Genomic DNA, 22,720 nt, shown 5'->3' with positions numbered 1-22,720 from the left:
TCTGTTTTTTGTGCGCAACTATTCACTTCTCACCTTTCACCTCTCACCTTACTTCTGGTTTAACAATTCATCAACCCGCAGGAAATGATACCCGTTTTTCCGGAGGGTATCAATCAACTGCGGCAGCCGGTTGTAAAATTTATCGGTGCGGTCCGGGTCGGTGCCGATGTGTACCAGCAGTATAAACCCGTTTAAACCGGAAGGATCCTTTTTTTCATAACGAAGAATGCTTTGATAGATCGTATCGCCGGGCACATACTTTTCCCCCATTTTGGGAAAGGTATAATCTGCATTACTCCGCGTGCCGGGTGTGAAATTCACCAACTGCAGACCGAAGTCCTTTGTCCAGGCGGCAATGGAATCATTATACCATTCATAGGCAGGTAAAAAATAAGAGGCCTGCTGCGGGGTAATATTCCATTTTTTTAATTCCCGGTACGCTGCCGTTAAATCATTCAAAAACTGTTTACGCGAAATTAACAGGCTATCCCTGTTGGTCCAGTCACAATATAAAAGATGTTTATCAGAGTGCGAGCCCAGGTAATTACCGTTCTTTTGCAGCAACTGTATGCCTGTTTTAAAAGCCGGGTTCCGGTAAAAATTCCCGGTAAGAAAAAAAGAGCCGTGGATCTTTTCCTGCTGCAGGGTGCGGGCGATCGAAAGAATGCCGTCTCCAAATTCATCCCCGGTAAAAACCAGGGCAATATTTTTTTTATGGGTGTCGCCTCTTATAATTCCTCCGTGGGAAAGGGTAAAAGTGGGAGCAAAAAAATCTTGCGCTTCCGATTCTTTTGCCGCCATCAGGTAAACCAGGGAGGCCGTTCCGTCGGTAGTGGGCTCATTCGTGCTATAGTCGCCATCATCATCATGGTATACGACATAGTCCGATTGGAAGGCCGCATAAGGATCTTCATGGGACAATTTTAATCCCCTCAGGTTTTTAAAAATGCTGCCGTACACAGGCCCATCCACCATTGCCCCATCAAGGGGATAGTGTTTCAGTTTTGAAAAAGAGGAATGAGGGTCTGCAGGTGTATCGCCATTCGCCGGTAGCCCGTATACCATGCTGGTGCCCCAGGGATTGCAGCCAAACAACCAGTCGAAACAAGCCTGGCCCAGCTCATCAAACTGACCATCTCTGCTCATTTTTTTATACAGCAGGCACTGAATGGCAAAAGAGGTGTTGAGATTATTGGAGCACCAGATAAAAGGAACGCCCCGGTAAAAAGCATTTTTCCTGGCTTTATTCCATACCCGCTCAATGCCTTCCTTATAGTATCCAGTCAGGACCGCTTTTTCCGAAGCCGCCGTTTCCGCGGCTAACTCATAATGCCCGAAATTGTGAAAGGGATACCATTGATAATGCCGGGCCGTGTCCTGCCCCATCCAGGGTGTTACTTTTTCGTCTTTGCTATACCGGATCGACTGGGTAGCGTATTGTTTTTCGCCGGTGAGCCGGTACAGTTCTGCTGCCGCCAGTTCCATATCATCTACCCAATTATCTTCCTCATAAAAATAAGGCTCCCGGTTGGGTGCTGTTTGGCAGGCGCCGGGTTTGGCAAGGCCCATTGCATAGGCAGAGAGGGACCGTTGTCTGAACAGGGAGGCTAATGAGGGGTTATTCCTGTAAATGATTGCGGCTAATGCAAAAGCGCTGCTGAACTTACCTGCGGTAGAAGCAACACCTGTAGTACGGTTTTTATATTGCCCCAGGCCCTGTGGTTTCCCCGTAGCAAAGTAAACAGGTCTTCCTGCTCCCGGGCCCACGCCATAGTCCACTGAGTCTTTATCCGGCAGCCGGAAGCCATGGTGGTCGCGGTCATCCGCCAACTGGTTAAACATCCAGTCTGCACGGGGATGCATTTTCAGCAGCCAATCGAGCCCCCACTGCGCTTCATCCAGCACGTCTGCTGTTCCATTACTCCCCTCAAGGCCGTTTGCCTGGTAATGATCGGGAAATACTCCGGGAAAATCACGGTAAGCTGCCAGCAGGTGAAAGGTAGCGTTTGCTGAAGTAGTTACATATTGCAGGTAATCGGTAGCATCATGCCAGCCACCCCAAACATTAATACGGGTGGTATCCGGCATCGGGCCATACATCGTATACCCATCGTGCGTATGGCAACTGTCTTTTAGAAAGGGATTGAACCCGCTGCGCTGCTGTCTTAAGTAACGGAGGCCAAAGTCTGCTATCCCGGCATATACGTCGTCTCCAATCCTGAAAACCGGCGACCGGGCATCTCCGCAAACGAGGTAATAGGAGCCGGGCCGGCTGAACGGGGAGAAATTTAAACGCAGGGTTTGGGAGAACGGCCCATAGACGCCGAAAGGAACTCCGGCAGGCCCCGAAAAGACCACCGAGTTATTTTGTGCATTCACCAACTGAAAAGTTTTAGGCGCCGTATTATTCTTTGAGCCCCACACGGCAACCTTGATCCCCCCGGGAGTGTAGCCTAATTGATTGATGCGGATCCATTCGCCGGCGGCAAGTGTCTTCATTGCAATGCCGCAGCACAACAAGACAAAAAGAAAAAAGGATTTTAAAAAGACCATACTACCGATAGCTGTTTTTTGATTATGCCGGAACAACAAGTGATATATAATGGAAATACTTTATGCATATTATTGCTGTTTCATGACAGGAAGTTATAATAAAAATGCATAAAAACGCATATCTTCCCGTATTAAAAATCCCGGATCGGATTACAGGCTGTTGGTTCCGCATATTAGGGTCGAGGTGCACAGGTTCCCGTACCGCGGCTTTATGAGCGAAAGAGGCCGTGCGCTTTCAAATTATGCGATGATAATTTTTGATCAACGTTGGAGCATTTTATGCTAAAACGTTTTCGCAGATATTCGAAGCAGTTCACTGCCTCTTTTATACTTTTAGTTGAGTGCCATAATTGACAGAACCCTTTAGCAGGCTATAAGGGATGCTGCATCAGTAACTAAACGAATGCTCATACTTATAAATCTCAGAATTTTAATATTAAAATAGAGCAACATGTCCAGCAGAAGAACCTTTATCAAAAGCATGGGGATAGGCGCGGCAGGCGTCAGTCTTGGTCCGTCAGTATTCAACTTCAGCGCCAAAAGCTACCGGAATATTATGGGAGCTAACGACCGGATCCTTATGGCCTGTATCGGTATTAACGGAAGAGGGAACGGGATGGCTAAAACATTTGCCGATCAGAAAAATACCGAGGTCGGTTTTTTGTGCGATGTGGATGACCGCACTTTCGCAAAAGCAATAAAAACGCTTGCAACCAGCAGTCAGCAATCAACCCCAAAAACAGAAAAAGATTGCCGCAAGCTTCTTGAAAATAAAGCCATCGACGCTATTTATATCGCCACGCCCGACCATTGGCATGCGCCCCTTACCATTATGGGTTGCCAGGCGGGTAAACACGTGTATGTGGAAAAGCCACTGAGTCATAATCCGCATGAAGGCGAGCTGGCGGTTGCCGCCGCCCGGAAATACAAGAGAGTGGTGCAGATGGGCGCACAACGGCGCTCGGCACCAGTGCTGACCCAGGGTATTCAGGCCTTGCATAACGGGATCATCGGCCGGGTATATATGGCCAAAACCTGGTACACCAATACGCGCAAAACAAACTTTTTAAAACCCGGCAGCGTTCCCGCCTGGCTCGATTACGAATTGTGGCAGGGACCCGCACCCCGGCAGCCCTATAAGGACGGACTGATCCATTATAACTGGCACTGGTTCTGGAACTGGGGCACCGGCGAAGCGCTTAACAACGGCACCCACGAAGTGGACGTGGCCCGCTGGGGGCTGGGCGTCGATTTTCCCGAACGCGTTTCATCCATGGGTGGCCGGTATAATTATAAAGACGATTGGGAAACCCCGGATACGCAAATCGTCACGCTCGAATATCCCGGGCGGGTCATGCTCGTTTGGGAAAACCGCAGTTCCAACGGCCGGAAAATAGAGGGGCTCGACCGTGGCGTTATTTTTTACGGTGAAAACGGAAGCCTGGATACCGGCGGAGATGCGTATACGGTTTACGACCTGAACGGCAAACAGATAAAAGAAGTAAAATCGACGCAGGCTGCAGAAAAAATCGACGGACGTAATACTTCCAGTCCGAGCTTAAGCCTGGATAATTTGCACGTAGCGGATTTTCTTGGAGCCATCCGCGAAAACCGGAAACCCCATTGCGATGTTGAAACGGGCTATAAAAGTACCATGGCTATGCAGTTGGGAAATATTTCATGGCGGGTAGGACGTGATCTGAAGATCAGTGCAACAGATGGCCATATTCTCAACGACCCTGAAGCGCAAAAGTTATGGAGACGTACCTATCAGCCGGGCTGGGAACCAAGGGTATGAGGGATCTGAAACCAGTGTTGTGTCAACCAAAAAGTATCATTGGATTTCCGGCCTTTTATATATAAAACCAGACTGCCGTATATTTACCTGTCATAATATTTAACGAGCTGCTAAGCTAAATACTTAAAATATGAAAAGAAGAAAATTTATCGGCCAGTCGGCCATGGGTGCGTTGGCCTTTACGATTGTGCCCCGATCTGTTTTAGGCGGACGGGGATATGTAGCCCCCAGCGATCGCATCAACCTGGGTTATATTGGAAATGGCAAACAATCCTACGGGCTGGTAAACTCCATCAACGGGCCCAAAGAAACGTTGGTACTGGCCGCATGCGATGTGCACAGCAAAAAACTGGACCATTTTATTGAGCTGGCTAAAAAAGCCAATGAAAAAAAAGTAGCAACAGAAGTAAAGGGATATAAACATTACCGCGAACTGTTGGAGCGAAAAGATATTGACGCGGTTGTTATTGCCACACCCGATCACTGGCATGCACAGGTTGCCATTGATGCAGCCAAAGCCGGGAAGGATATTTATTGCGAAAAACCTTTGTCGCTAACGATTGCCGAAGGGCGCGCAATGGTAAACGCAACACGGAAATATAAACGGGTCTTTCAAACGGGCAGTATGCAACGCTCGTCCTATAACTTCCGCCAGGCAGCAGAGTTGGTCAGCAACGGCTATATTGGCAAGATCAGCGAGATCAATGTTTCTGTAGGCGAACCCGTAAAACAATGTGATCTTCCCACACAACCCACTCCTGATTATATTGACTGGGACCTGTGGATCGGCCCCTCTTTTTACCGGGGGTATAATGCCATACTGGCTCCGGAACTGGAAGCCAAAGAATGGGCCTGGTGGCGCGGCTATGCTGGTTTTGGCGGTGGTTATATTACTGACTGGGGCGCCCACATGTTTGACATTGTACAATGGGCATTAGGCATGGATCAGTCCGGCCCGGTAAAATTTATTCCACCCCCTCAGCCCGGGGCCAAGGAAGGACTTTCATTCGTATATGCCAATGGCATACGAGTGAACCATAAAAACTGGGGCCAGGGCAATGCCATCCAGTTTATCGGTGATAAAGGAAAGATCGAGGTAAGCAGGGGCTTCCTGCGGACCACTCCGGAAAACCTGGCGCAATTGAAATTTAAAACAGGTGATAAACGTTTATACTTTAGCGATAACCACTACCAGGATTGGGTGAACGCCATAAAGAAACGCTCCAAACCTATTTGCGACGTAGAAGTAGGCCATCGCACCGCTACGGTTTGTAATGCAGTAAATATTGCCTATCAACTACAGCGGGAATTAAAATGGGATCCGGCAAAAGAGGCGTTTGATAATGAATACGCTAACATGATGCGCAGCAGACCCTACCGCGGGCCCTGGGATTTTACAAAATTCTAGGGTTAAGTCAGGTATACAATGTCTGATGCCACGAAGACACGAAGACTCCAAGAAGAATAACTTAGTGGCTTAGTGCCTTTGTGGCCTAATAAAATATGCTTGACATAGCACTAGTAAGGTATCGGGCCAAAAAACGTCACATAGTTGTCAACTTTTGATTGATATAATACAAGTTGGAATATGGCAAATAGTTTTCCATTAGGCGTGCAGCTCTGGTCTGTAAAAAACGATCTGGCCAAAGAGGTGGATGCCACGCTGAAAGCCATATCAGATATGGGTTTCAGCGTAGTGGAAGCAGCCGGTTATGATCCGGAAAGCCGGACCATTTTTGGTATGGCTCCTAAAATATTCCGGAATAAACTGGAGCATTTTGGTTTAAACCTGGTAAGTGTGCACGCTCCGGTATCGCCTGAAAATATCGGGCGCATATTAGATGATTTTGCTTTTACCGGGATAAAATACCTGGTTTGTTCCATGTACCCCGATGCAAACCGCCTGCCGGATGACTACCGCAGGATAGCGGAACAATACAACCATATAGGGCTTGCAGCAAAGGCGGCGGGCATCCAATTCGGATACCACAATCATCATTTTGAATTTGAGCCGCTGCGCGGGGAAAAGCCCCTTGAGATTTTATTAAATAATACCGATCCGGAGGGGGTTGTTTTTGAAATGGATATGGGTTGGGTGGTTCAGTCGGGAAACGATCCGCTTGAATTTATCAGGAATTATCCCGGCCGCTTCCCCCTGTGGCATTTACGGGATGTGGATCAAGGAAAGCAATCAGTGAATGCGGGGGAAGGCATCGTTGATTTTCAATCCTTGTTTCAGCACAAAAAAGAGGCAGGTTTTGTGTATGGAATTATAGAAACCCCATCAGCCGCCATCAATGGTTTAGAGCGGATAGCTGCTTGTTATAAATATTTTGAAAAACAGCAACGATAGTGGTATCAATGAAGACCCACTGCTTGGCTGGGGAACGACAAACGAGAGACGACAAACGATAAATCATTAGAGGTTAAGAAGCCGTTTTCTTAATGAGCTTAATACCTTAATGTTTCAAAAAACTTTCGTTATAATATTCAATTATTTGCCTATCGAATTCGCGTTAATTCATGTTAATTCTTACCCACAGAACGCCTGTAGTACGGTTTTTGCTTAAAAAAAAGATCCACTAAATCAAGCAAACATGAAAATCGTCAAACAAATCGTTTTTACACTTTTTGCCCTGGTATTCCTCAACGCAGGGCTTAGCAAATTCTTCCATTATATGCCGGCGCCGGAAATGACGCCCGAGCAAATGGAACTAATGGGGGCTGTAGTAAAAATAAAATGGCTGATGCCCTTAACCGGAACCATAGAAATTTTGGGCGGCCTGTTGGTTATTTTTCCTAAAACAAGAGCATTGGGCGCGCTGGTTATTTTACCGGTGATGACGGGCATATTGGTGCATGGGATTACCCTGGCCCCTGATACTATTGTGCTCGCCGGAACATTGATGCTTATTAATATATGGATGATCCTTGATAATTATAAAAGATACCGGCCGATACTCGCATAACCGGGAGCGGCATTATTTATTACCTTTACAAAAGCAATGGCTACCGTAAAATTATCTTTAAATACAGATCAGATCACCGAGGAGTTTTTTGAAGACACAAAACTACTGGGTATTGTAACTACGGTAAAAGATTATAAATTTTGCTGGAACCTGAACAATCTTTTAGAGCTGGATTTCCGGATCAACCATGAAATTGAGATCAAATTAAAACGCAAACGCCGCCTGTATTTTTTCTCGGTCTACGAATATCGCGACCCCAACAGTTCCCTTTGCCATTATTTGTATAATAACCTTCATGACGGGGAGTTTTTATTGCCCGAATTTAAGCACCTCGATTTTTTATGGCTGATGAAGAACGATACGGTAACGGACGACTACCTGGAACAGGTAAAAGCATGGCTGCGGGAGATCCCCGGCGTGCAACTGATTACCGAGCTTACGAACGAAAAGATTAAAAATAAGGATTACCTCATTTTTTAAATGGCATGTTATGTGGGAAGAAAAAGACAATACATTATACCGCAAGTTTGAATTTAGTAACTTCAATGAGGCTTTTGGCTTTATGACCCGGGTGGCACTGGTTGCCGAAAAAATGGACCACCACCCTACCTGGACGAACACCTATAACAAAGTGGAGTTCTGGCTCTCTACACATGACGCCGGGGATATTGTTACAGAAAAGGATAGGAAACTGGCAAAAAAGATCGATAGTTGCCTGTAACTACACTTTTGTACCGTTATTTATCATTTTAGCGGTAGGGGAAACCTCCTCCCGTAGAAAACATGAAAAAACAAGCAGAAACTTAAAAATTACAGCCGTTTATTTTTTTGTTATGATAGCTGTATGTCCTACTTTTGCAGCCTGAAAATGAGCGTTAGCTCCTTTTCTTTCCATCAAATTATTAAATATCGTTATTTATGCCGGAAATAAAACCAGACGAAATAAGTGCCATCCTAAGGGAGCAGCTCAGCAATTTTAATGCTCAGGCCGATTTAGAGGAAATAGGTACCGTATTACAGGTGGGTGATGGTATCGCCCGTGTGTATGGCCTTGGAAATGTAAGGTATGGTGAGTTGGTGGAGTTTGAAGACGGCGTACGCGCCATTGCCCTGAACCTTGAAGAAGATAATGTGGGCGTGGTATTAATGGGTGAAGGAAAAGACATTAAAGAAGGTTCCAAAGTGCGTCGTACCAACCAGATCGCCTCTATTAAAGTGGGCGAAGGGATGAGCGGCCGTGTGGTAAACACATTGGGGCAGCCCATTGATGGAAAAGGGCCCCTTGCCGGAGAATTGTATGAAATGCCGTTGGAGCGTAAAGCGCCCGGGGTAATTTTCCGGGAGCCGGTAAAAGAACCGCTGCAAACCGGTATCAAGGCGATTGATGCCATGATCCCCATCGGCCGTGGCCAGCGGGAACTGATCATTGGCGACCGCCAGACTGGTAAAACAGCCATCGCGATCGATACGATCATCAACCAGAAAGAATTTTTCAAAGCAGGAAAACCTGTTTATTGTATTTATGTAGCCATCGGGCAAAAAGCTTCTACCATTGCAGGCGTTATGAAAACCCTGGAAGACAATGGCGCAATGGAATATACTACCATCGTTGCAGCTTCTGCTTCTGATCCGGCTCCGCTGCAGTTCTACGCGCCGTTTGCGGGTGCTGCTATCGGAGAATTCTTCCGTGATACCGGCCGCCCTGCACTGATCATTTATGATGATCTTTCCAAACAGGCCGTAGCATATCGTGAAGTATCCCTGTTATTACGTCGCCCACCGGGCCGTGAGGCATACCCGGGTGACGTATTCTACCTGCACAGCCGTTTACTGGAGAGAGCGGCGAAAGTGATCAACAACGACGAGATCGTTAAGACCATGAATGACCTGCCTGCTTCCATCAAACATCTGGTAAAAGGCGGTGGATCCTTAACGGCATTGCCGATCATCGAAACCCAGGCGGGTGACGTATCAGCCTATATCCCCACTAACGTAATCTCTATCACCGACGGTCAGATCTTCCTGGAATCTTCCTTATTCCTTTCGGGTATCCGTCCTGCGATCAACGTAGGTATTTCGGTAAGCCGTGTGGGAGGTAATGCACAGATCAAATCCATGAAAAAGGTTGCCGGTACGCTGAAGCTGGACCAGGCACTGTACCGTGAGTTGGAAGCCTTCTCTAAATTCGGGGGCGACCTGGATGCGGCTACTAAAAACGTAATCGACAAAGGAGCCCGTAACGTGGAGATTTTGAAGCAAGCGCAATATTCTCCTTACCCGGTAGAAAAACAGGTAGCGATCATTTACCTGGGTACCAACGGTCTGATCAAAGATGTACCGGTGAACCGGGTGAAGGAATTCGAAGAGCAGTTCCTGCTGGAAATGGAGAACAAATACCCCGAAGTTTTAGGCGAATTCAAAAAAGGAAACCTTCCTGATGAGGGACTGAAGCAAATGGTGGATTTGGCCAATGCGATCATTCCCCAGTATAAAAAATAAAATAACAGGAGTTACTAAATAGTTGAAGCTGTCCCAAAAGGACAGCTTTTTTTATACAATCAATTATAAAACAATTGAAAACTTATTAAAACATTATTATATATTCGCGAAGCAACTGATTTGGGGCGTTCCTAAAATTTTCGCTTAAAACAACTGCTTTTTTAAACCCATCGCTTCGGGTGTCAACAAGAAGTCTTTGTTGTTTTAATGAGAGGTATTCCAGCCGGCTGCGGATCGGCAGCACGATGGCGAAAATTTGAATTGCCCCGACTCCTTGCATATAGAAAGTTTTCTTATCTTTAACAACACTAAGATTGATGAATGTGAAAGGCCCTCTGATATGCTTATTGGTTGATGACAATAAAGTAGCCCGGCTTACTTTAAAAAAAATTCTTAGAAACTTAGGTACGGTAGAGGTGGTAGGCGAATGTGAAAATGCATTGGATGCAAAGGTGTTCCTGGAGGATAATCATGTGGACATCCTGTTTTTGGATGTGGAAATGCCCGAAATGAGCGGTTTGGAATTGCTGCGGTTATTACCCCGGCGCCCGCACACCATTTTAACCACAGCAAAAAAAAGTTACGCAGTTGAGGCATTTGAGCTGAACGTAGTGGATTACCTGGTAAAGCCCTTTACATTGTCCAGGGTACTGGCCGCGATGGATAAAGTGCAGGAATTAATAAAATTTAAACAATCGCACCAAACAAAAGCGATAAGCGCACAGCAGCTTTTTATTAAGGAAAACAAGGTGATCCGGAAGATCAATCTGGATGATATTTTATGGATGGAAGCCAAAGGGGACTATGTACAGTTTAACCTGCCCGGCAAATCGTATATGGTGCATGGAAGTCTTAAAGCGATAGAGGATAAGTTTTCGTCGGATAAGTTTATTCGCGTACACCGCAGTTATATTATTGCAATTGACAAAGTGGAATATATTGAAGACCGTTTGGTGTATATTAAAAATCAGCCCATACCGGTATCTGAGAGTTATAAAGATTTATTACTTTCGAAATTGGATCTTTTATAAAGCCCTTTGAACAATTTATAAAAGAAAATACTGCCGCCCTTTGCAGGAAGCCCTTTAAATGATTAATGCAACTAAAATGCTGACAACAATGGCAAAACCGATTATCAAAAATCCGGACCCAATGTGTAACAATCTCGATTATCTGAGAGATTTATTAGGTAATGATACCCAGGCAATGCAGGATATTGTGCGGGAAATAAAAGACCAGTGGGCTGATGATGCCCGCGAATTGGCCGCCGCGGTACTGAGCAGAAACATTGCAGAAATGAAACGGCTGCTGCATCGCATTAAGTCGACCTTTTCTCCCTTAGGCCCCGACCACCTGTTGTATAAAGAAATTGCCAATGCGGCTGAAATGATGCCGACGGTTGAAGCCGCCGGGGTAGATATGCGCTTTTGGAGTGACCTTATCCTTAACCTGGAAAATGAGGTTTCTGATTTAAAAGTAGCAACTACCTGAAAATAAAAGACCGCTTTAGTTAATTTGCCTGAATGATGCGCTGAATGTCCCGGTCGGGTCTTAAAAAATTCATTTGTTGTACAATAGCCCGTGCCCGGGAAGAAACATAGGGCGACATGGGTTTGACATTGAGTTTTAAAGGATTGGGAAGAATGGCGGCTATTGCTGCGGCTTCATATTGCGTCAGTTCCTTTGCCGGCTTATTAAAATAGGTTTGCGCTGCTGTTTCGATCCCGAATATCCCCTTACCCATTTCTGCTACGTTCAGGTACACTTCCAGGATCCTTTTTTTTCCCCAGATGTTTTCGATCATAAAAGTAAAATACGTTTCCAACCCTTTCCGGATCCAGCTCCGGCCCTGCCATAAAAAAACATTTTTTGCCGTTTGCTGGCTGATCGTACTGGCCCCACGCACCCGGCCGGGCTTTTTCCTGTTGTACTCCATCGCTTTTTGAATACTCTTCCAGTCGAACCCGTTATGATCCGGAAACAACTGGTCTTCCGATGCAATTACGGCCAGGCGTGCATTTTCTGATACTGCCGAGGAGGGCATGTTTTTATTGTGGAACCCTCTCCCGGAAAGAACGCTTCCTATCTGGGTCAGGGTGATGGGAGGGGCTACCCACTTCAATACAACAATATAAATAAGTTGTCCAATAAAAAGAACAACAAATAACCGAAGGCCCCACTTCCATATCCGTTTAATAAGTTTCATCTTTTAAATCATCTGCCGGTTGCTTTTTTTTAAACCAATAACCGAATCACCAATGCTACCCCGAAACACATCAGCACAAACCCGTTGATGCGGTTCAGCAGATGAATATTTCGCGGCGTAAGCCGGTTGCGGATATTATTAGCCAGCATCACCTTAGCGATATCGGTCCCCAAAACAAATAATAAACACGTTACAAAAATCACAATACGCTCATTAATTGTGTGTGTGATAAAAGTGGTGGAAGCTGTCAGCCAAAAAATAAAGACCCCGGGGTTCAGCGTATTTAAAAGAAAACCCGAAAGAAACAGTTGCAGGTAGTCCCGTTTACGAAAAAGCGGGGGTGTTTTTTTTATACGGTCGCGGATCCTTATTTTTTTAAAAAAAGCATAGTATACGCCCAGTATAACCAAAAAAGTGCTGCCCGCAATACTGATCAAAACTTTGTGCGAGCTGAGCGAAGTAAAAAACTGCGAAAAAAAGTTGCTGATAAAAGCAAGGGAAGCATCGCTTGCGGAAACCCCCAGCACAAAGGCCAAGCCGCCCCGGTGTCCCACATTAATGCTGTGTTTAATAACTGAGAAAAGCACCGGCCCTACTGAAAGGCTGAGCAACACCCCCATGGTCAATCCTTTTATAAAGGCCTCAATCATAATTGAAAAACAATATAAAGGAAGTTTTCAACAACGGGAAATTAAAGTTGACCGGTTTCTAAAAATTTTTCCCACTCGGATAGCATTTTACCTTTCATAACCCGCGGAAATTTGTGCTGGCTGCCTAATTTCCCTTTCAGCTCCATAAATTTCATAAAGGTCTCCGGGGGCAGCACTTCAATAGAAACATCCTTTAAAGCACTGGTTCTTTCAGTAGCGTAGTCATCATTGATCTCCTTTAGCTTGTCATCGATAAAAGTGATCAGGTGTTCTTTATTCACCGGGTCAGCCGTTGCAACATACCATTTATGTGCAAAATAATTTTTATAGGGAAATCCCTCCACGGTATATTCCTGTATGCTTATGTTGAAATGATCATTCGCATCCTGGATCGCCCGGTTCATATTTTCCACGCTAAGGTGCTCCCCTACCAGACTTAAAAAGTGTTTGGTTCTGCCGGTAATAATTACTTCGGCTTTCTCCTTGTCGAGGAATTTGATCGTATCCCCGATCAGGTAGCGCCAGCAGCCCGCATTGGTGCTCATCAGCAAGGCATATTCCTTTCCCTCTTCCACCTCATCGATCAGCAACGCCTCAGGATTTTCAATAATAGAACCCTCTGCATCAAAATTACAGTTGTCAAAGGGAACGAACTCAAAGAAGATATTATTATTGGTCACCAACTGCATGCCACGCTCTTCCTTCATTTTGTAGCCGATAAACCCTTCGCTCGACAGGTAGTTCTCCACGTATACAATGGGCCGGCCCAGCAATTTGTCGAAGGACTTTTTATAGGGCTCAAAGGCAACGCCCCCGTGGACAAAAACACCGAAATTTGGCCATATTTCATGAATATTCGCCAGATTATAGCGTTCAATAACCAGTTCCATGCACATCTGGCACCAGGCCGGTACGCCTACGATATAGCCAATATCCCATTTATGGGCGTTATCAACAATTTCATTTAGTTTCTGGTTCCAGTCGGCAATCGCCGCAATGCGGCCGCCCGGTTTATAAAAGGTCTGAAACCAGAACGGGCGTTTTTTTGCCAGGATACCGCTCAGGTCGCCTGCAAACCACCCCGCCTCTCCTTTCTGCAGGTTCGTGGCTCCGCCAATGATCAAAAAATCCTTGGTAAGTGATCTTTTGTTGGCTTGTTTATACCCAAATACGCTGATAAGCTGTTTTATATAATTAATGGTATTGCTTTTCAGCAGGTCTTCTGTTATGGGAATGTATTTACTGGCCGCCTCAGAAGTGCCCGAGCTAAGGGCATAGTATTTTATCTTCCCCGGCCAGGTAATATCCGGCTTGCCTTCCAGGGTTTTGATCCACCATTCGTTATAGATCTTGTTATAATCAAAAATGGGAACATTCTTCTGAAAGTTCTTTTCGATATTTCTCGATAAAACGATCTGATCAAAATGATAATTCTGGCCAAATTCAGTAAATCTGGCCTTGTTTAATAGCTTTTTCAACACCTTTCGCTGTTGCGATTTTGCATTGCGTCTGGGAAGGCGCAGTGCGCTGGCAATCGAACGGGGTATTTTAATATCTATTATGGATGCCATATCTTCATACTACACAGGCCGGCAAATATATTGTTTTTTGCCTCACGCCGGAATTAATAATGATGAGAAACGGCAACACCAATGAAATAAATATTTAACGTGTGTTCCGTTTAAACGGGTAGCCCGGCGTTGCCTGTATTTACCAACCCTACAAGTTACTATAAAACGGACAAATATGATGAGATCCTTTAATGAATTCAAATAATTATTATAATGCAAAGATGACGGACCTTTCCTATTTTTCAGGAAAATTAATGACGAATGGCGGCCAATCCTTCCAAATCTGAAATTATTCTAAAGCTGTATTCAAGGCTAAAACAATCGCCCTGTACTATTGCTATCCTTGAAGACTGGAAAGAAAAAAACGGCTTTGCATTTTCCAGCCGGTCGTTATACCGTTATCTGGATGAATTAGCTGCCAATTTAAAAATAAAAGGCGAAAGCATTGAAGTGTATACCGGCGAGTATAATAAGAAAACCTGGAAGCTGGTATACAATAAGAGTGTGCATGATTTTACGCTGACCGACATCCACACTTTTTATCTTACGCGGGTTTTTATTCCTTCTGATATTTTGTTGCAGCGAAGGAAATCCTTTCAAAAAATGGAGGCCGGGTTTTATGAAAAGGGAAGCAAAGGGAAATTTGAATTTGCTGCGGATACCTTCAACCTGAAACTGCAAAACTCCAATTTTTATGAAGCACATTACACGAAAGCGCAACAGCAAACCATTGATCAATTGATCTGGGCCATACAGAACAAACGCAAGCTGGTAATAGAATCATTAAGCACCCATGTAGATACCCATTTTAACCCCGTAGCTACAGGGCATAGCATTTTGCCACTTTCCCTGCAGCAGCACCGGGGCGTATTGCATGTATGCGCATATAATGAAAACCTAAAAAAAATAGCGGTGATCGCCTTTGATACGCTGGCCGCTTTTACAGCAACCAATATTGTTTTTAATCCCCGGAAATACGCTCCGTTACTGAAGCAGTTCTTTAATACCCATTTTGGCATCAGTCCGAATATTGATAACCACATTTATAAAATAACACTGGAATTTGCAAATAGTACCGGCGGCTTTGTGCGCCAGTTCTTCTGGCACAATACCCAGCAGTTTATCCTTTTGAAAAACGGCAACACCCGGCTAACCCTCACCTGTGGCATTAACCGCGAACTGGTGGGCTGGATCTTTCAGTGGATGAACAATGTAAAGGTTCAAAAGCCCCTGCTGCTGCAAAGGATGGTGGTAGACCTGCACCGGCAATGTATTGAGGCCTATAACACCCCTGCTTTCGCCTATTATAATAATTTTTTGAAGAAGAGAAAAGGCGTTTGACAGTAGCTGACAATGGGGAGGGGTATGTTTGCGGGATGAAAGAACTCAGAGCCAATACGTCTGAATTGTCAAATAAAGCGAGATACAAGAAAATCAGATCTGCAGCATCGCAGTTAAAAAATTCAATTTCACAAGGCTTTTTTCTTGAAGCAACTACACTAACAGAAAGCCTGATTTGTGATCGCCTGGAAAGTCGGATTGCAGAATTAACTAAACAAGATGTCAACCTTGGCACAATAGGAGCGGGATTAAAAAATCTTAGGCTACTGGAAACAGATTCTAACTTAAAATTAATTTTTATTGAGACTCAGGAATGGGCAAAAAAAAGGAATGAAGTTATACACGAGGCTGCTAAAATAGCAAAGGGCAAAATCAAAACCTGGGATGAATTTTTGCAACTGGCGCAAGACACTGCCATTGAAGGGGATGCTCTATTCCGAAAACTAAACAAACAGCTATCGCATTTAAGGAAAGTTTCCAAATGAGTGTTATGTCTGGAGAGATCGAATTTTATACGCGGATGATCATATTACGGAATCCCGTAATTTCCCAATGCTGAAGAAAAATACATTTGCAAAATCACTGCTTCGGCTGACCGTGAGACAAATCAAATAATTTAAAAACTATAATATGAGAAAATTGCTGACTTGCTGTTTACTGGCAGGCTTATTATTTAGCTGCTCTAAAAAAAGCAATCCGGATACTCCCGCTCCTGAAGAGCACCCAAAAACTTACACCGTTAAGCTGGGCGTAGCTGCGGAAATTACCGAGGTAAAATCGTCTCTTTCTGCCAGTCAGGCAACCGCCACACCGCTGGTATTGGCCAGCAATGATTTAATGGCCATCCAGGTGTATTCAAGAGTACAGGGCACCGCTGGTACTTATAACCCATTCGCTTACGCGTTATTCGACAATACGGGTAATATCTCATTAGGTTTGTTAGGAGGGTACGAGTATAAGTTTGTAGCAAATATTGTAGTTGATGGGAAAACTAAAATTTATCATTCCTATAATGGATATGGCGCACCGTTTTCGCTAAGCAACCTCACCACCAACAATGTCACTAATAATTTTATTACTTCGGCTACCGTGTATTACATAAATATTGAATATGGCTACAGCTATCTGCCGTCTGGTTTGTCTTCTAGCAGTTATTACTATAGGCCAAACATTGACCGGTATTATGGAGAAACTGCCGGCTATGTGCCCTCCGAAAATGGCACAGTTACCGTTAACACCAAAAGAACCGTCTTCGGGGCAAAGTTTGTAGCCTCTGGATTAACAGACGGGCAACTCAAAATTGAAATGAAAGACGGGCCTACACAATACATTTCCACTACAACTCCTGCAACCACTATTCAGGATATATTTAGTTTTCACCAGGTGCAGCAGGCATGGGCAACTGATACATATACTGAAACAATACCTGTAACCATCACCTGGATTAAATCCGATGCTACCGTGGTTCCGTTGGGCACCAAGGACATTACCTTTCAACGAAATATGCTTTCAACCATAAATATTACAGTGTCCAATACCTCCCGCTCATCAGGTGTAGCCATTACGCAGGAGTCAACGCCCATGGGTACCGGCACCACGACCAATTTTTAAGCCCTCAATATCTATAATCCGCCATTACTCCCCAAAAAAACAAGTTTTGGCGGATTATAAATTTCTTCAAAAAGTGGCAAAAGACCAGCCAACCAAAAGGGTGTACGCCAAATTTGTCTTTTCAGCTCCGGGAGGAGCGGCGTGTTTATAGAAAATATACGAGGAGGGGATTGGGCTCCGCAGGACGCCCCGTGTTTACGCGGTCCCGCTGAGGCGGGAGAGCCGGTGCGTCTTATGACCATGATCCTACAAACACAGGGCTCCCCTGGAGCCATAGGCGCTCCATCTGAATTCAACGTTTCTTTATTAACGGTGAATTTGTTATACACCCGGCCGCTTTCCTATCTTTGCCTCATGTTAAAAGACGTATTAACGGCGGCCGTTAAGGCAGGCGCTGCGGAGCTTACCCGCTATTTTCAAAAATCCTTTTCCATTGAGCATAAGGAAGGAAGAAATAATTTGGTTACGGATGCGGATCATGCCTCAGAAAAGGCGATCATAGAAATGATTCGCGCACATTACCCCGATCATTTTATTTTAACAGAAGAAAGCGGCGAACTGGCCACCCGATCCGAATACAAATGGATCATTGACCCTTTGGACGGCACCATCAACTTTGCCCACGGCTTACCGATCAATTGTGTTTCTATTGGAGTAGAGTACAACGGCGAAATGATTTTGGGAATGGTTTATAACCCGCATATGGATGAATTATTTTTTGCGGAAAAAGGCAAAGGCGCCACGCTCAACGGGCAGCCCATAAAAGTGAGCAGCGAAACCAATGCGATGCAATCCTGTTTAGCCACGGGTTTCCCCTATGTTTATATTAATACGGAAAACGGCCCGTTGCAGGTATTTGAACGTTTTATAAAAGAAGGGGTTCCCGTGCGCCGGCTGGGGGCAGCGGCTATTGATCTTTGCTGGGTTGCCGCCGGGCGGTTCGATGGTTTTTATGAACATAAGCTGCAGGCATGGGACAGCGCCGCCGGGTATTTGATTGTAGAAGAGGCCGGAGGTAAAGTAACCGATTTTAATGGTGACAAATATTCTCCCTACCAGCACCGGATACTGGCTACCAACGGGCTGATACATGAACAGATGCTGAAAGTGATTAATAACGCTTGATGCGTAACGCGCAATGCTCAATGCTTCATGCATTGACGTTATGCGTTACGCGTTTAGCCTTACGCGTAAAAAAATGAATAACGAAAGAACAGAACTATCCGAACTGGGTGAATTTGGTTTAATTGACCACCTCACCAAAAATATTGAACTGCATCACGCCTCCACCCTGCTTGGGGTTGGCGATGATGCGGCAGTTATTGATCATTTTGGGAAACAAACCGTAATAACTACCGACCTGTTATTGGAGGGCGTGCACTTCGACCTGATGTATATGCCGCTGAAACACCTTGGTTATAAAGCGGTGGTGGTAAACCTTAGCGACGTATATGCGATGAATGCCACTCCAACACAGTTGACCCTAAGCATTGGTATCAGCAACCGGTTCAGCCTGGAGGCCTTAAATGAATTTTACGAAGGCGTATATGCGGCCTGTAATTATTATGGCGTAGACCTGGTAGGCGGAGATACCACCACCTCTCAAAAAGGATTTGTGATCTCGGTTACCGCAATCGGAGAAGTAACGCCGGACAAATTTGTAAAAAGAAGCACCGCTAAAAAGGGCGACCTGCTCTGTGTTAGCGGCGACCTGGGTGCGGCTTACGTAGGGCTGTTGTTTTTGGAACGCGAGAAAAAAATTTTCCTGGAAAGTCCCAAAGTACAACCCGACCTGGAAGGGGAATCTTATGTAATTGGCCGGTTATTAAAACCCGAAGCACGAAAAGATATTATTGAATTTTTCGCAGCGCAATCTGTGCAGCCCTCGGCGATGATGGATATCAGCGACGGGTTGAGCTCGGAGATCCTGCATATCTGCAAAGACAGCCAGGTGGGCTGTGTATTATATGAAGATAAAATACCCGTTGCGGAAGAAACCCGGCAGGCGGCCTTTAAATTCGAAATTGACCCCACGGCTTGTGCCCTGAGCGGCGGCGAGGATTATGAGCTGCTGTTTACACTCCCTCAATCCGAATATGAAAAAATAAACGGTAACCCGGCGATCAGCATTATCGGATACATGACAGCCCCTGAGGAAGGCGCGCATATTATCACCAAAGGGGGCAGCCGGCATGAAATTACGGCACAGGGCTGGAACCCGATCGGTAAGTAAACAAGTACCGGCATGCGCATACCCAAAGACTCCCGTATTACAAAAATAGTGTTGCCCCTCTTTATCATTGCGGGATTGTTGAGTGCCTGTTCAGGAACTAAAAAAGGCTATAGCCCTGATAAAAAATTCAGCCCCCAACAGCTACAGGCAGATTTCGATTTATACCGCAACATACTGGAAACACGGCATCCCGGGTTATACTGGTACACGCCCAAACCCTTGATGGACCGGGCTTTTGCCGAAGGAAGAGCCAAATTGAATGATAGCCTTACAGAAACAGCGTTCCGGAATATTCTTTCTTTAGTGAACACGAAAATTGGCTGCGGGCATACCTCCATCCGCAGCTCGAAAGCCTACGAGCAATATATAGATTCATTAAAAAGCCCACCCCGGTTTCCGGTATACCTGAAGATATGGAAAGACACTGCGGTGGTGGTATACAACCTCGATAAAAAGGATACGGCATTAACACGGGGCACAATAATAGAATCGCTCAACAACAAACCTGTTACAAAGCTTTTGGACACGATGTACCAATACCTGCCGGCGGATGGAAACAACCCGGTTGCAAAAGACCAGCAGTTGAGCAACGGCGCCTCCTTCGGGAATTTGTATACGACGATATTCGGCAAAAGCGATTCATTGAAGATCGGGTACCGGCATGCCGGAGGCCCGCTCCAATATACCTTTCTGCAGTTCTTTAAACCGGATACCAGTGCCAAAACAGGCGATAGCGCACCGAAGGCTGTTTCGCAAAAAACCAGAGAGGAAAAGCTGGGGGAGATCCGCTCGCTGAAAATAGATACCGTTCGAAATTTTGCGGTGATGGACCTGGGCAGTTTTTCCCCGCATCTGGACCTTCAATCTTTTTTTCGTCAATCCTTTAAAGAGTTAAAAAAAAGAAAGATCAAAGAGTTGATCGTGGACCTGCGCACCAATGGCGGCGGCGCCGTGCATAATGCCAATATTTTCACCCGATACCTGGTTAACAAGCCCTATAAGCTGGGCGATTCATTATTAACACTGCGTAAAAGCGCCCGGTATAACCGGTATTTAAGAAAAGATAAACTGGCTTTATGGGTATTGGGCTTCTTCACTCACAGGGAAAATGATGGCTATTATCATTTCAGTTATTACGAACGGCACCGGTTTAAGCCCAAAAAGTCCTTGCATTATGACGGAGCTGTTTATTTACTTACCGGGGGATTCTCCTTTTCTGCCACAACCATGGTGGTGCACACCTTAAAAGGCCAGGAGAATGTTACGGTTGTGGGCGAACCCACGGGTGGAGCCGCCTATGGCCATTCTGCCTTTATGATACCCGATGTGGTGCTGCCCCACACCGGGGTCCGGTTCCGCCTGCCCGCTTACCGGTTCGTAATGGATAAAAAAGTACCCAGGGACGGCGAGGGGATCCTGCCCGATATTTATGCAGGACCAACTATTGAGGCGATCCGCCTGGGGCGCGATTATAAAATGGATAAAGCAATAGACCTGATCCTGGAAAAGCGAAAGGACTGATTTTTGTCTGAAATCCCCTGACGGAACGATCCTTTACTACTGTGTTGATTTTTTGCTATTTTCATTTGTCGTTCATATTATTGTAATACGTTATAAATAGGGGCGTCGATTTTACGAATCTTTCCGAATGACTGTATTTAATGAAATATATTTCGAAGCACTGTTTCATAAATTCTACGATCAGGTGTACTCGCTGTTTCTGAAAAAAACAGGATCAGAGGATACCGCGAAAGATTTGGCGCAGCTTACATTTATTAAATTGTGGGAATACCGCGAGCGCTTTTCGTTTGAGCTGCCCGAATTACTCCAGCTAAACCGTAAGGCAAAGCAGGTGTTTATTGACTGGCTGAGAAAAGAAGCACATCTGCGAAAACTGGCTGAGGAAATCAAAGCCACCTCAACAACTGAAACAATTACTAAACTGGAACTAACAGATACAATCAAAAAGGGTCTTGAAAGACTTCCCCCTACACGCAAAAAAGTTTTTTCGATGGCTTATGTAGAAGGTTTTTCACACAAAGAAATTGCTTCAAAATTAGGTATATCCGTAAAAACCGTTGACGCACATGTCATGAATGCCTTAAAAGACCTGAGGAAGTATTTAGCTTTTTTGACCATTTTGGGCTTTATTTCAAAATAATTTTTACCAGCTTAGGTAATTTTTGCTTTTTGCACGTACAATATAGTAAATGCAGGAGCATATAGATAAACTACTGATTCAAAAATTTCTGAATAACGAAGCAGGTTATGCTGAGGCAGAGGGGGTATATACCTACCTGTATGAAAATGAAACAGCGCTGGATGAGTTGGATGGCCTTGAATCGCTGACCGAAGCCGAAATAGTTCATTTTTCCTACGGGCAGCGTCAAAAGCTGCTGGAAAAAATTATTCGGAAGAAAAAGCCTGTTATCGTTCATCTGAAACGCTGGTTAACTGCTGCTGCCATTTTAATATTGATTGTGGCTGGATGGAAATTAATGCCATTAAAACACAGACAGGAAGTGAAAAACGCGGGAGCAGTGGTGCTATATTTAAAAAATGAAACGCTGACCCTGAAGAAATATTGGCTACCCGACGGCAGCGAAGTGCTATTGCAGCCCTCAGCCCGGATTTCATATAAATCTGATTTTTCCAGGGCCAGGCAGGTCGCTTTGCTTTCCGGTGATGCTTTCTTTAAGGTTACAAAAAACCCGTCAAACCCGTTTACCGTAACCGTTAACGGTGTTACCACAACAGCGCTTGGAACCCGGTTTTGGGTGCAGCGATATAATAGCTACGCACTACGTGTAGCGCTTCATGAGGGGAAAGTAGTTTTACGTTCCAAAGATCAAAAATTTGCCATGCAGGATGTTTTCTTAACCCCGGGCAAAACCTGTTATATCGACAAACTTTCCGGGCAGGTGCTTGTAACGGCTATTCCGGACGCCGTACCAATAAACGGAGCAAAAATGCCGAAAGCCGGCCATTCAACTGACGATGCAAATTCAATTTTGTGGACCAATACAACTATCGAATATAAAGACGCCACGTTAGGCGCTATATTCAAAAACCTGGAAAAAAGGTATGGAAAGGTTATTGTTTACCAGGACTCCTCGATTGCGCATAGGAGGCTGACAGGTAAACTCTTCTATACCGATTCTCTTTCAGTGATCATTCTATCGATTTGCCAATTAAATCACTTGTCGTATGAACAACGTAATGATTCGATCTTCCTGAAGAAGGAATAGAATACCCCAACAAAAGTATTTATCTCATAATACCCGGTGCA

General features: G+C 45.0%; 21 protein-coding genes. 17 read left to right on the top strand and 4 right to left on the bottom strand.

Annotated elements, in window-relative coordinates; all coding sequences use genetic code 11:
- Positions 1–48: 48 nt before the first annotated feature.
- Entirely contained in the window at positions 49–2,553 is a 2,505-nt protein-coding gene (locus NIASO_RS15140; RefSeq protein ID WP_008587255.1) for a glycoside hydrolase family 9 protein, read from the bottom strand.
- Between the two features lie 451 nt (positions 2,554–3,004).
- Between NIASO_RS15140 and NIASO_RS15135 the strand changes: the two genes are divergently transcribed.
- The 9 genes from NIASO_RS15135 to NIASO_RS15090 all read left to right on the top strand — a co-directional run bounded on the left by NIASO_RS15135 (position 3,005) and on the right by NIASO_RS15090 (position 11,310).
- On the top strand, positions 3,005–4,351 hold the full coding sequence (locus NIASO_RS15135; RefSeq protein WP_008587253.1) for a Gfo/Idh/MocA family protein: 1,347 nt from the start codon (positions 3,005–3,007) through the stop codon (positions 4,349–4,351).
- A gap of 130 nt (positions 4,352–4,481) precedes the next feature.
- Positions 4,482–5,759, top strand: coding sequence for a Gfo/Idh/MocA family protein (locus NIASO_RS15130; RefSeq protein ID WP_008587251.1), 1,278 nt, complete (start codon positions 4,482–4,484; stop codon positions 5,757–5,759).
- Between the two features lie 180 nt (positions 5,760–5,939).
- A complete protein-coding gene (locus NIASO_RS15125; protein ID WP_008587250.1) occupies positions 5,940–6,704 on the top strand; it encodes a sugar phosphate isomerase/epimerase family protein in 765 nt (254 codons plus the stop codon).
- A 244-nt stretch (positions 6,705–6,948) separates the two neighbouring features.
- Positions 6,949–7,320, top strand: a complete 372-nt coding sequence (locus NIASO_RS15120) for a MauE/DoxX family redox-associated membrane protein (RefSeq protein ID WP_008587248.1) — start codon at positions 6,949–6,951, stop codon at positions 7,318–7,320.
- Positions 7,321–7,356: 36 nt separating this feature from the next.
- Positions 7,357–7,800, top strand: coding sequence for an IPExxxVDY family protein (locus NIASO_RS15115; protein WP_008587247.1), 444 nt, complete (start codon positions 7,357–7,359; stop codon positions 7,798–7,800).
- Positions 7,801–7,810: 10 nt separating this feature from the next.
- A complete protein-coding gene (locus NIASO_RS15110) occupies positions 7,811–8,041 on the top strand; it encodes a 4a-hydroxytetrahydrobiopterin dehydratase (RefSeq protein WP_008587245.1) in 231 nt (76 codons plus the stop codon).
- A gap of 197 nt (positions 8,042–8,238) precedes the next feature.
- The gene (gene atpA, locus NIASO_RS15105) at positions 8,239–9,819 is read left to right on the top strand and encodes a F0F1 ATP synthase subunit alpha (RefSeq protein ID WP_008587243.1); all 1,581 of its coding nucleotides are present in this window, start codon (positions 8,239–8,241) and stop codon (positions 9,817–9,819) included.
- A 317-nt stretch (positions 9,820–10,136) separates the two neighbouring features.
- Complete coding sequence (locus NIASO_RS15095; RefSeq protein ID WP_008587238.1) at positions 10,137–10,850, top strand: LytR/AlgR family response regulator transcription factor; 714 nt, start codon at positions 10,137–10,139, stop codon at positions 10,848–10,850.
- Positions 10,851–10,938: 88 nt separating this feature from the next.
- Positions 10,939–11,310, top strand: a complete 372-nt coding sequence (locus NIASO_RS15090; RefSeq protein ID WP_008587236.1) for a hypothetical protein — start codon at positions 10,939–10,941, stop codon at positions 11,308–11,310.
- 19 nt (positions 11,311–11,329) lie between these two features.
- On the opposite strand, the gene mtgA is transcribed toward NIASO_RS15090, so the two are convergent.
- The 3 genes from mtgA to NIASO_RS15075 are packed head-to-tail and all read right to left on the bottom strand — an operon-like array spanning position 11,330 to position 14,246.
- On the bottom strand, positions 11,330–12,025 hold the full coding sequence (gene mtgA, locus NIASO_RS15085; RefSeq protein ID WP_008587234.1) for a monofunctional biosynthetic peptidoglycan transglycosylase: 696 nt from the start codon (positions 12,023–12,025) through the stop codon (positions 11,330–11,332).
- 29 nt (positions 12,026–12,054) lie between these two features.
- Positions 12,055–12,675, bottom strand: a complete 621-nt coding sequence (locus NIASO_RS15080; protein ID WP_025299028.1) for a LysE family translocator — start codon at positions 12,673–12,675, stop codon at positions 12,055–12,057.
- Positions 12,676–12,716: 41 nt separating this feature from the next.
- Positions 12,717–14,246: a GH3 family domain-containing protein gene (locus NIASO_RS15075; RefSeq protein ID WP_008587230.1), complete on the bottom strand. Its 1,530-nt coding sequence runs from the start codon at positions 14,244–14,246 to the stop codon at positions 12,717–12,719.
- Positions 14,247–14,507: 261 nt separating this feature from the next.
- On the opposite strand from NIASO_RS15075, the gene NIASO_RS15070 reads away from it, so the two are divergent.
- The 8 genes from NIASO_RS15070 to NIASO_RS15035 all read left to right on the top strand — a co-directional run bounded on the left by NIASO_RS15070 (position 14,508) and on the right by NIASO_RS15035 (position 22,679).
- Positions 14,508–15,587: a helix-turn-helix transcriptional regulator gene (locus tag NIASO_RS15070; RefSeq protein WP_025299027.1), complete on the top strand. Its 1,080-nt coding sequence runs from the start codon at positions 14,508–14,510 to the stop codon at positions 15,585–15,587.
- Positions 15,584–16,072, top strand: coding sequence for a hypothetical protein (locus NIASO_RS15065; protein ID WP_008587224.1), 489 nt, complete (start codon positions 15,584–15,586; stop codon positions 16,070–16,072). Before NIASO_RS15070 ends, NIASO_RS15065 begins: the two co-directional genes overlap by 4 nt.
- A 145-nt stretch (positions 16,073–16,217) precedes the next feature.
- Positions 16,218–17,198 carry a hypothetical protein gene (locus NIASO_RS15060; RefSeq protein ID WP_008587221.1) on the top strand — a complete coding sequence of 327 codons (981 nt, stop codon included), beginning with the start codon at positions 16,218–16,220 and terminating at the stop codon, positions 17,196–17,198.
- Between the two features lie 354 nt (positions 17,199–17,552).
- Positions 17,553–18,323: an inositol monophosphatase family protein gene (locus tag NIASO_RS15055; protein ID WP_008587220.1), complete on the top strand. Its 771-nt coding sequence runs from the start codon at positions 17,553–17,555 to the stop codon at positions 18,321–18,323.
- Positions 18,324–18,396: 73 nt separating this feature from the next.
- Positions 18,397–19,431, top strand: coding sequence for a thiamine-phosphate kinase (gene thiL / locus NIASO_RS15050; protein WP_025299026.1), 1,035 nt, complete (start codon positions 18,397–18,399; stop codon positions 19,429–19,431).
- Positions 19,432–19,443: 12 nt separating this feature from the next.
- The gene (locus tag NIASO_RS15045; protein ID WP_008587217.1) at positions 19,444–20,952 is read left to right on the top strand and encodes a S41 family peptidase; all 1,509 of its coding nucleotides are present in this window, start codon (positions 19,444–19,446) and stop codon (positions 20,950–20,952) included.
- A gap of 127 nt (positions 20,953–21,079) precedes the next feature.
- Positions 21,080–21,592, top strand: a complete 513-nt coding sequence (locus tag NIASO_RS15040) for an RNA polymerase sigma factor (protein WP_008587215.1) — start codon at positions 21,080–21,082, stop codon at positions 21,590–21,592.
- Positions 21,593–21,641: 49 nt separating this feature from the next.
- On the top strand, positions 21,642–22,679 hold the full coding sequence (locus tag NIASO_RS15035) for a FecR family protein (RefSeq protein WP_008587213.1): 1,038 nt from the start codon (positions 21,642–21,644) through the stop codon (positions 22,677–22,679).
- Positions 22,680–22,720: the final 41 nt, after the last annotated feature.

It is taken from the genome of Niabella soli DSM 19437, from assembly GCF_000243115.2.
In the GTDB taxonomy this organism is placed as follows: domain Bacteria; phylum Bacteroidota; class Bacteroidia; order Chitinophagales; family Chitinophagaceae; genus Niabella; species Niabella soli.
Note: the sequence above shows the minus strand (reverse complement) of the source record. Positions and strands in the feature narration are given on the sequence as shown.

Excerpts from the sequence above, each read along its gene's own strand:
- thiL (WP_025299026.1), top strand. The coding sequence starts at position 18,397 with ATGAATAACGAAAGAACAGAACTATCCGAACTGGGTGAATTTGGTTTA.
- NIASO_RS15120 (WP_008587248.1), top strand. The coding sequence starts at position 6,949 with ATGAAAATCGTCAAACAAATCGTTTTTACACTTTTTGCCCTGGTATTC.
- NIASO_RS15055 (WP_008587220.1), top strand. The coding sequence starts at position 17,553 with ATGTTAAAAGACGTATTAACGGCGGCCGTTAAGGCAGGCGCTGCGGAG.
- NIASO_RS15110 (WP_008587245.1), top strand. The coding sequence starts at position 7,811 with ATGTGGGAAGAAAAAGACAATACATTATACCGCAAGTTTGAATTTAGT.
- NIASO_RS15125 (WP_008587250.1), top strand. The coding sequence starts at position 5,940 with ATGGCAAATAGTTTTCCATTAGGCGTGCAGCTCTGGTCTGTAAAAAAC.
- NIASO_RS15060 (WP_008587221.1), top strand. The coding sequence starts at position 16,218 with ATGAGAAAATTGCTGACTTGCTGTTTACTGGCAGGCTTATTATTTAGC.
- NIASO_RS15140 (WP_008587255.1), bottom strand. The coding sequence starts at position 2,553 with ATGGTCTTTTTAAAATCCTTTTTTCTTTTTGTCTTGTTGTGCTGCGGC.
- NIASO_RS15130 (WP_008587251.1), top strand. The coding sequence starts at position 4,482 with ATGAAAAGAAGAAAATTTATCGGCCAGTCGGCCATGGGTGCGTTGGCC.
- NIASO_RS15090 (WP_008587236.1), top strand. The coding sequence starts at position 10,939 with ATGGCAAAACCGATTATCAAAAATCCGGACCCAATGTGTAACAATCTC.
- NIASO_RS15070 (WP_025299027.1), top strand. The coding sequence starts at position 14,508 with ATGGCGGCCAATCCTTCCAAATCTGAAATTATTCTAAAGCTGTATTCA.
- mtgA (WP_008587234.1), bottom strand. The coding sequence starts at position 12,025 with ATGAAACTTATTAAACGGATATGGAAGTGGGGCCTTCGGTTATTTGTT.
- NIASO_RS15045 (WP_008587217.1), top strand. The coding sequence starts at position 19,444 with ATGCGCATACCCAAAGACTCCCGTATTACAAAAATAGTGTTGCCCCTC.
- NIASO_RS15035 (WP_008587213.1), top strand. The coding sequence starts at position 21,642 with ATGCAGGAGCATATAGATAAACTACTGATTCAAAAATTTCTGAATAAC.
- NIASO_RS15075 (WP_008587230.1), bottom strand. The coding sequence starts at position 14,246 with ATGGCATCCATAATAGATATTAAAATACCCCGTTCGATTGCCAGCGCA.
- atpA (WP_008587243.1), top strand. The coding sequence starts at position 8,239 with ATGCCGGAAATAAAACCAGACGAAATAAGTGCCATCCTAAGGGAGCAG.
- NIASO_RS15080 (WP_025299028.1), bottom strand. The coding sequence starts at position 12,675 with ATGATTGAGGCCTTTATAAAAGGATTGACCATGGGGGTGTTGCTCAGC.
- NIASO_RS15135 (WP_008587253.1), top strand. The coding sequence starts at position 3,005 with ATGTCCAGCAGAAGAACCTTTATCAAAAGCATGGGGATAGGCGCGGCA.
- NIASO_RS15040 (WP_008587215.1), top strand. The coding sequence starts at position 21,080 with ATGACTGTATTTAATGAAATATATTTCGAAGCACTGTTTCATAAATTC.
- NIASO_RS15095 (WP_008587238.1), top strand. The coding sequence starts at position 10,137 with ATGAATGTGAAAGGCCCTCTGATATGCTTATTGGTTGATGACAATAAA.
- NIASO_RS15115 (WP_008587247.1), top strand. The coding sequence starts at position 7,357 with ATGGCTACCGTAAAATTATCTTTAAATACAGATCAGATCACCGAGGAG.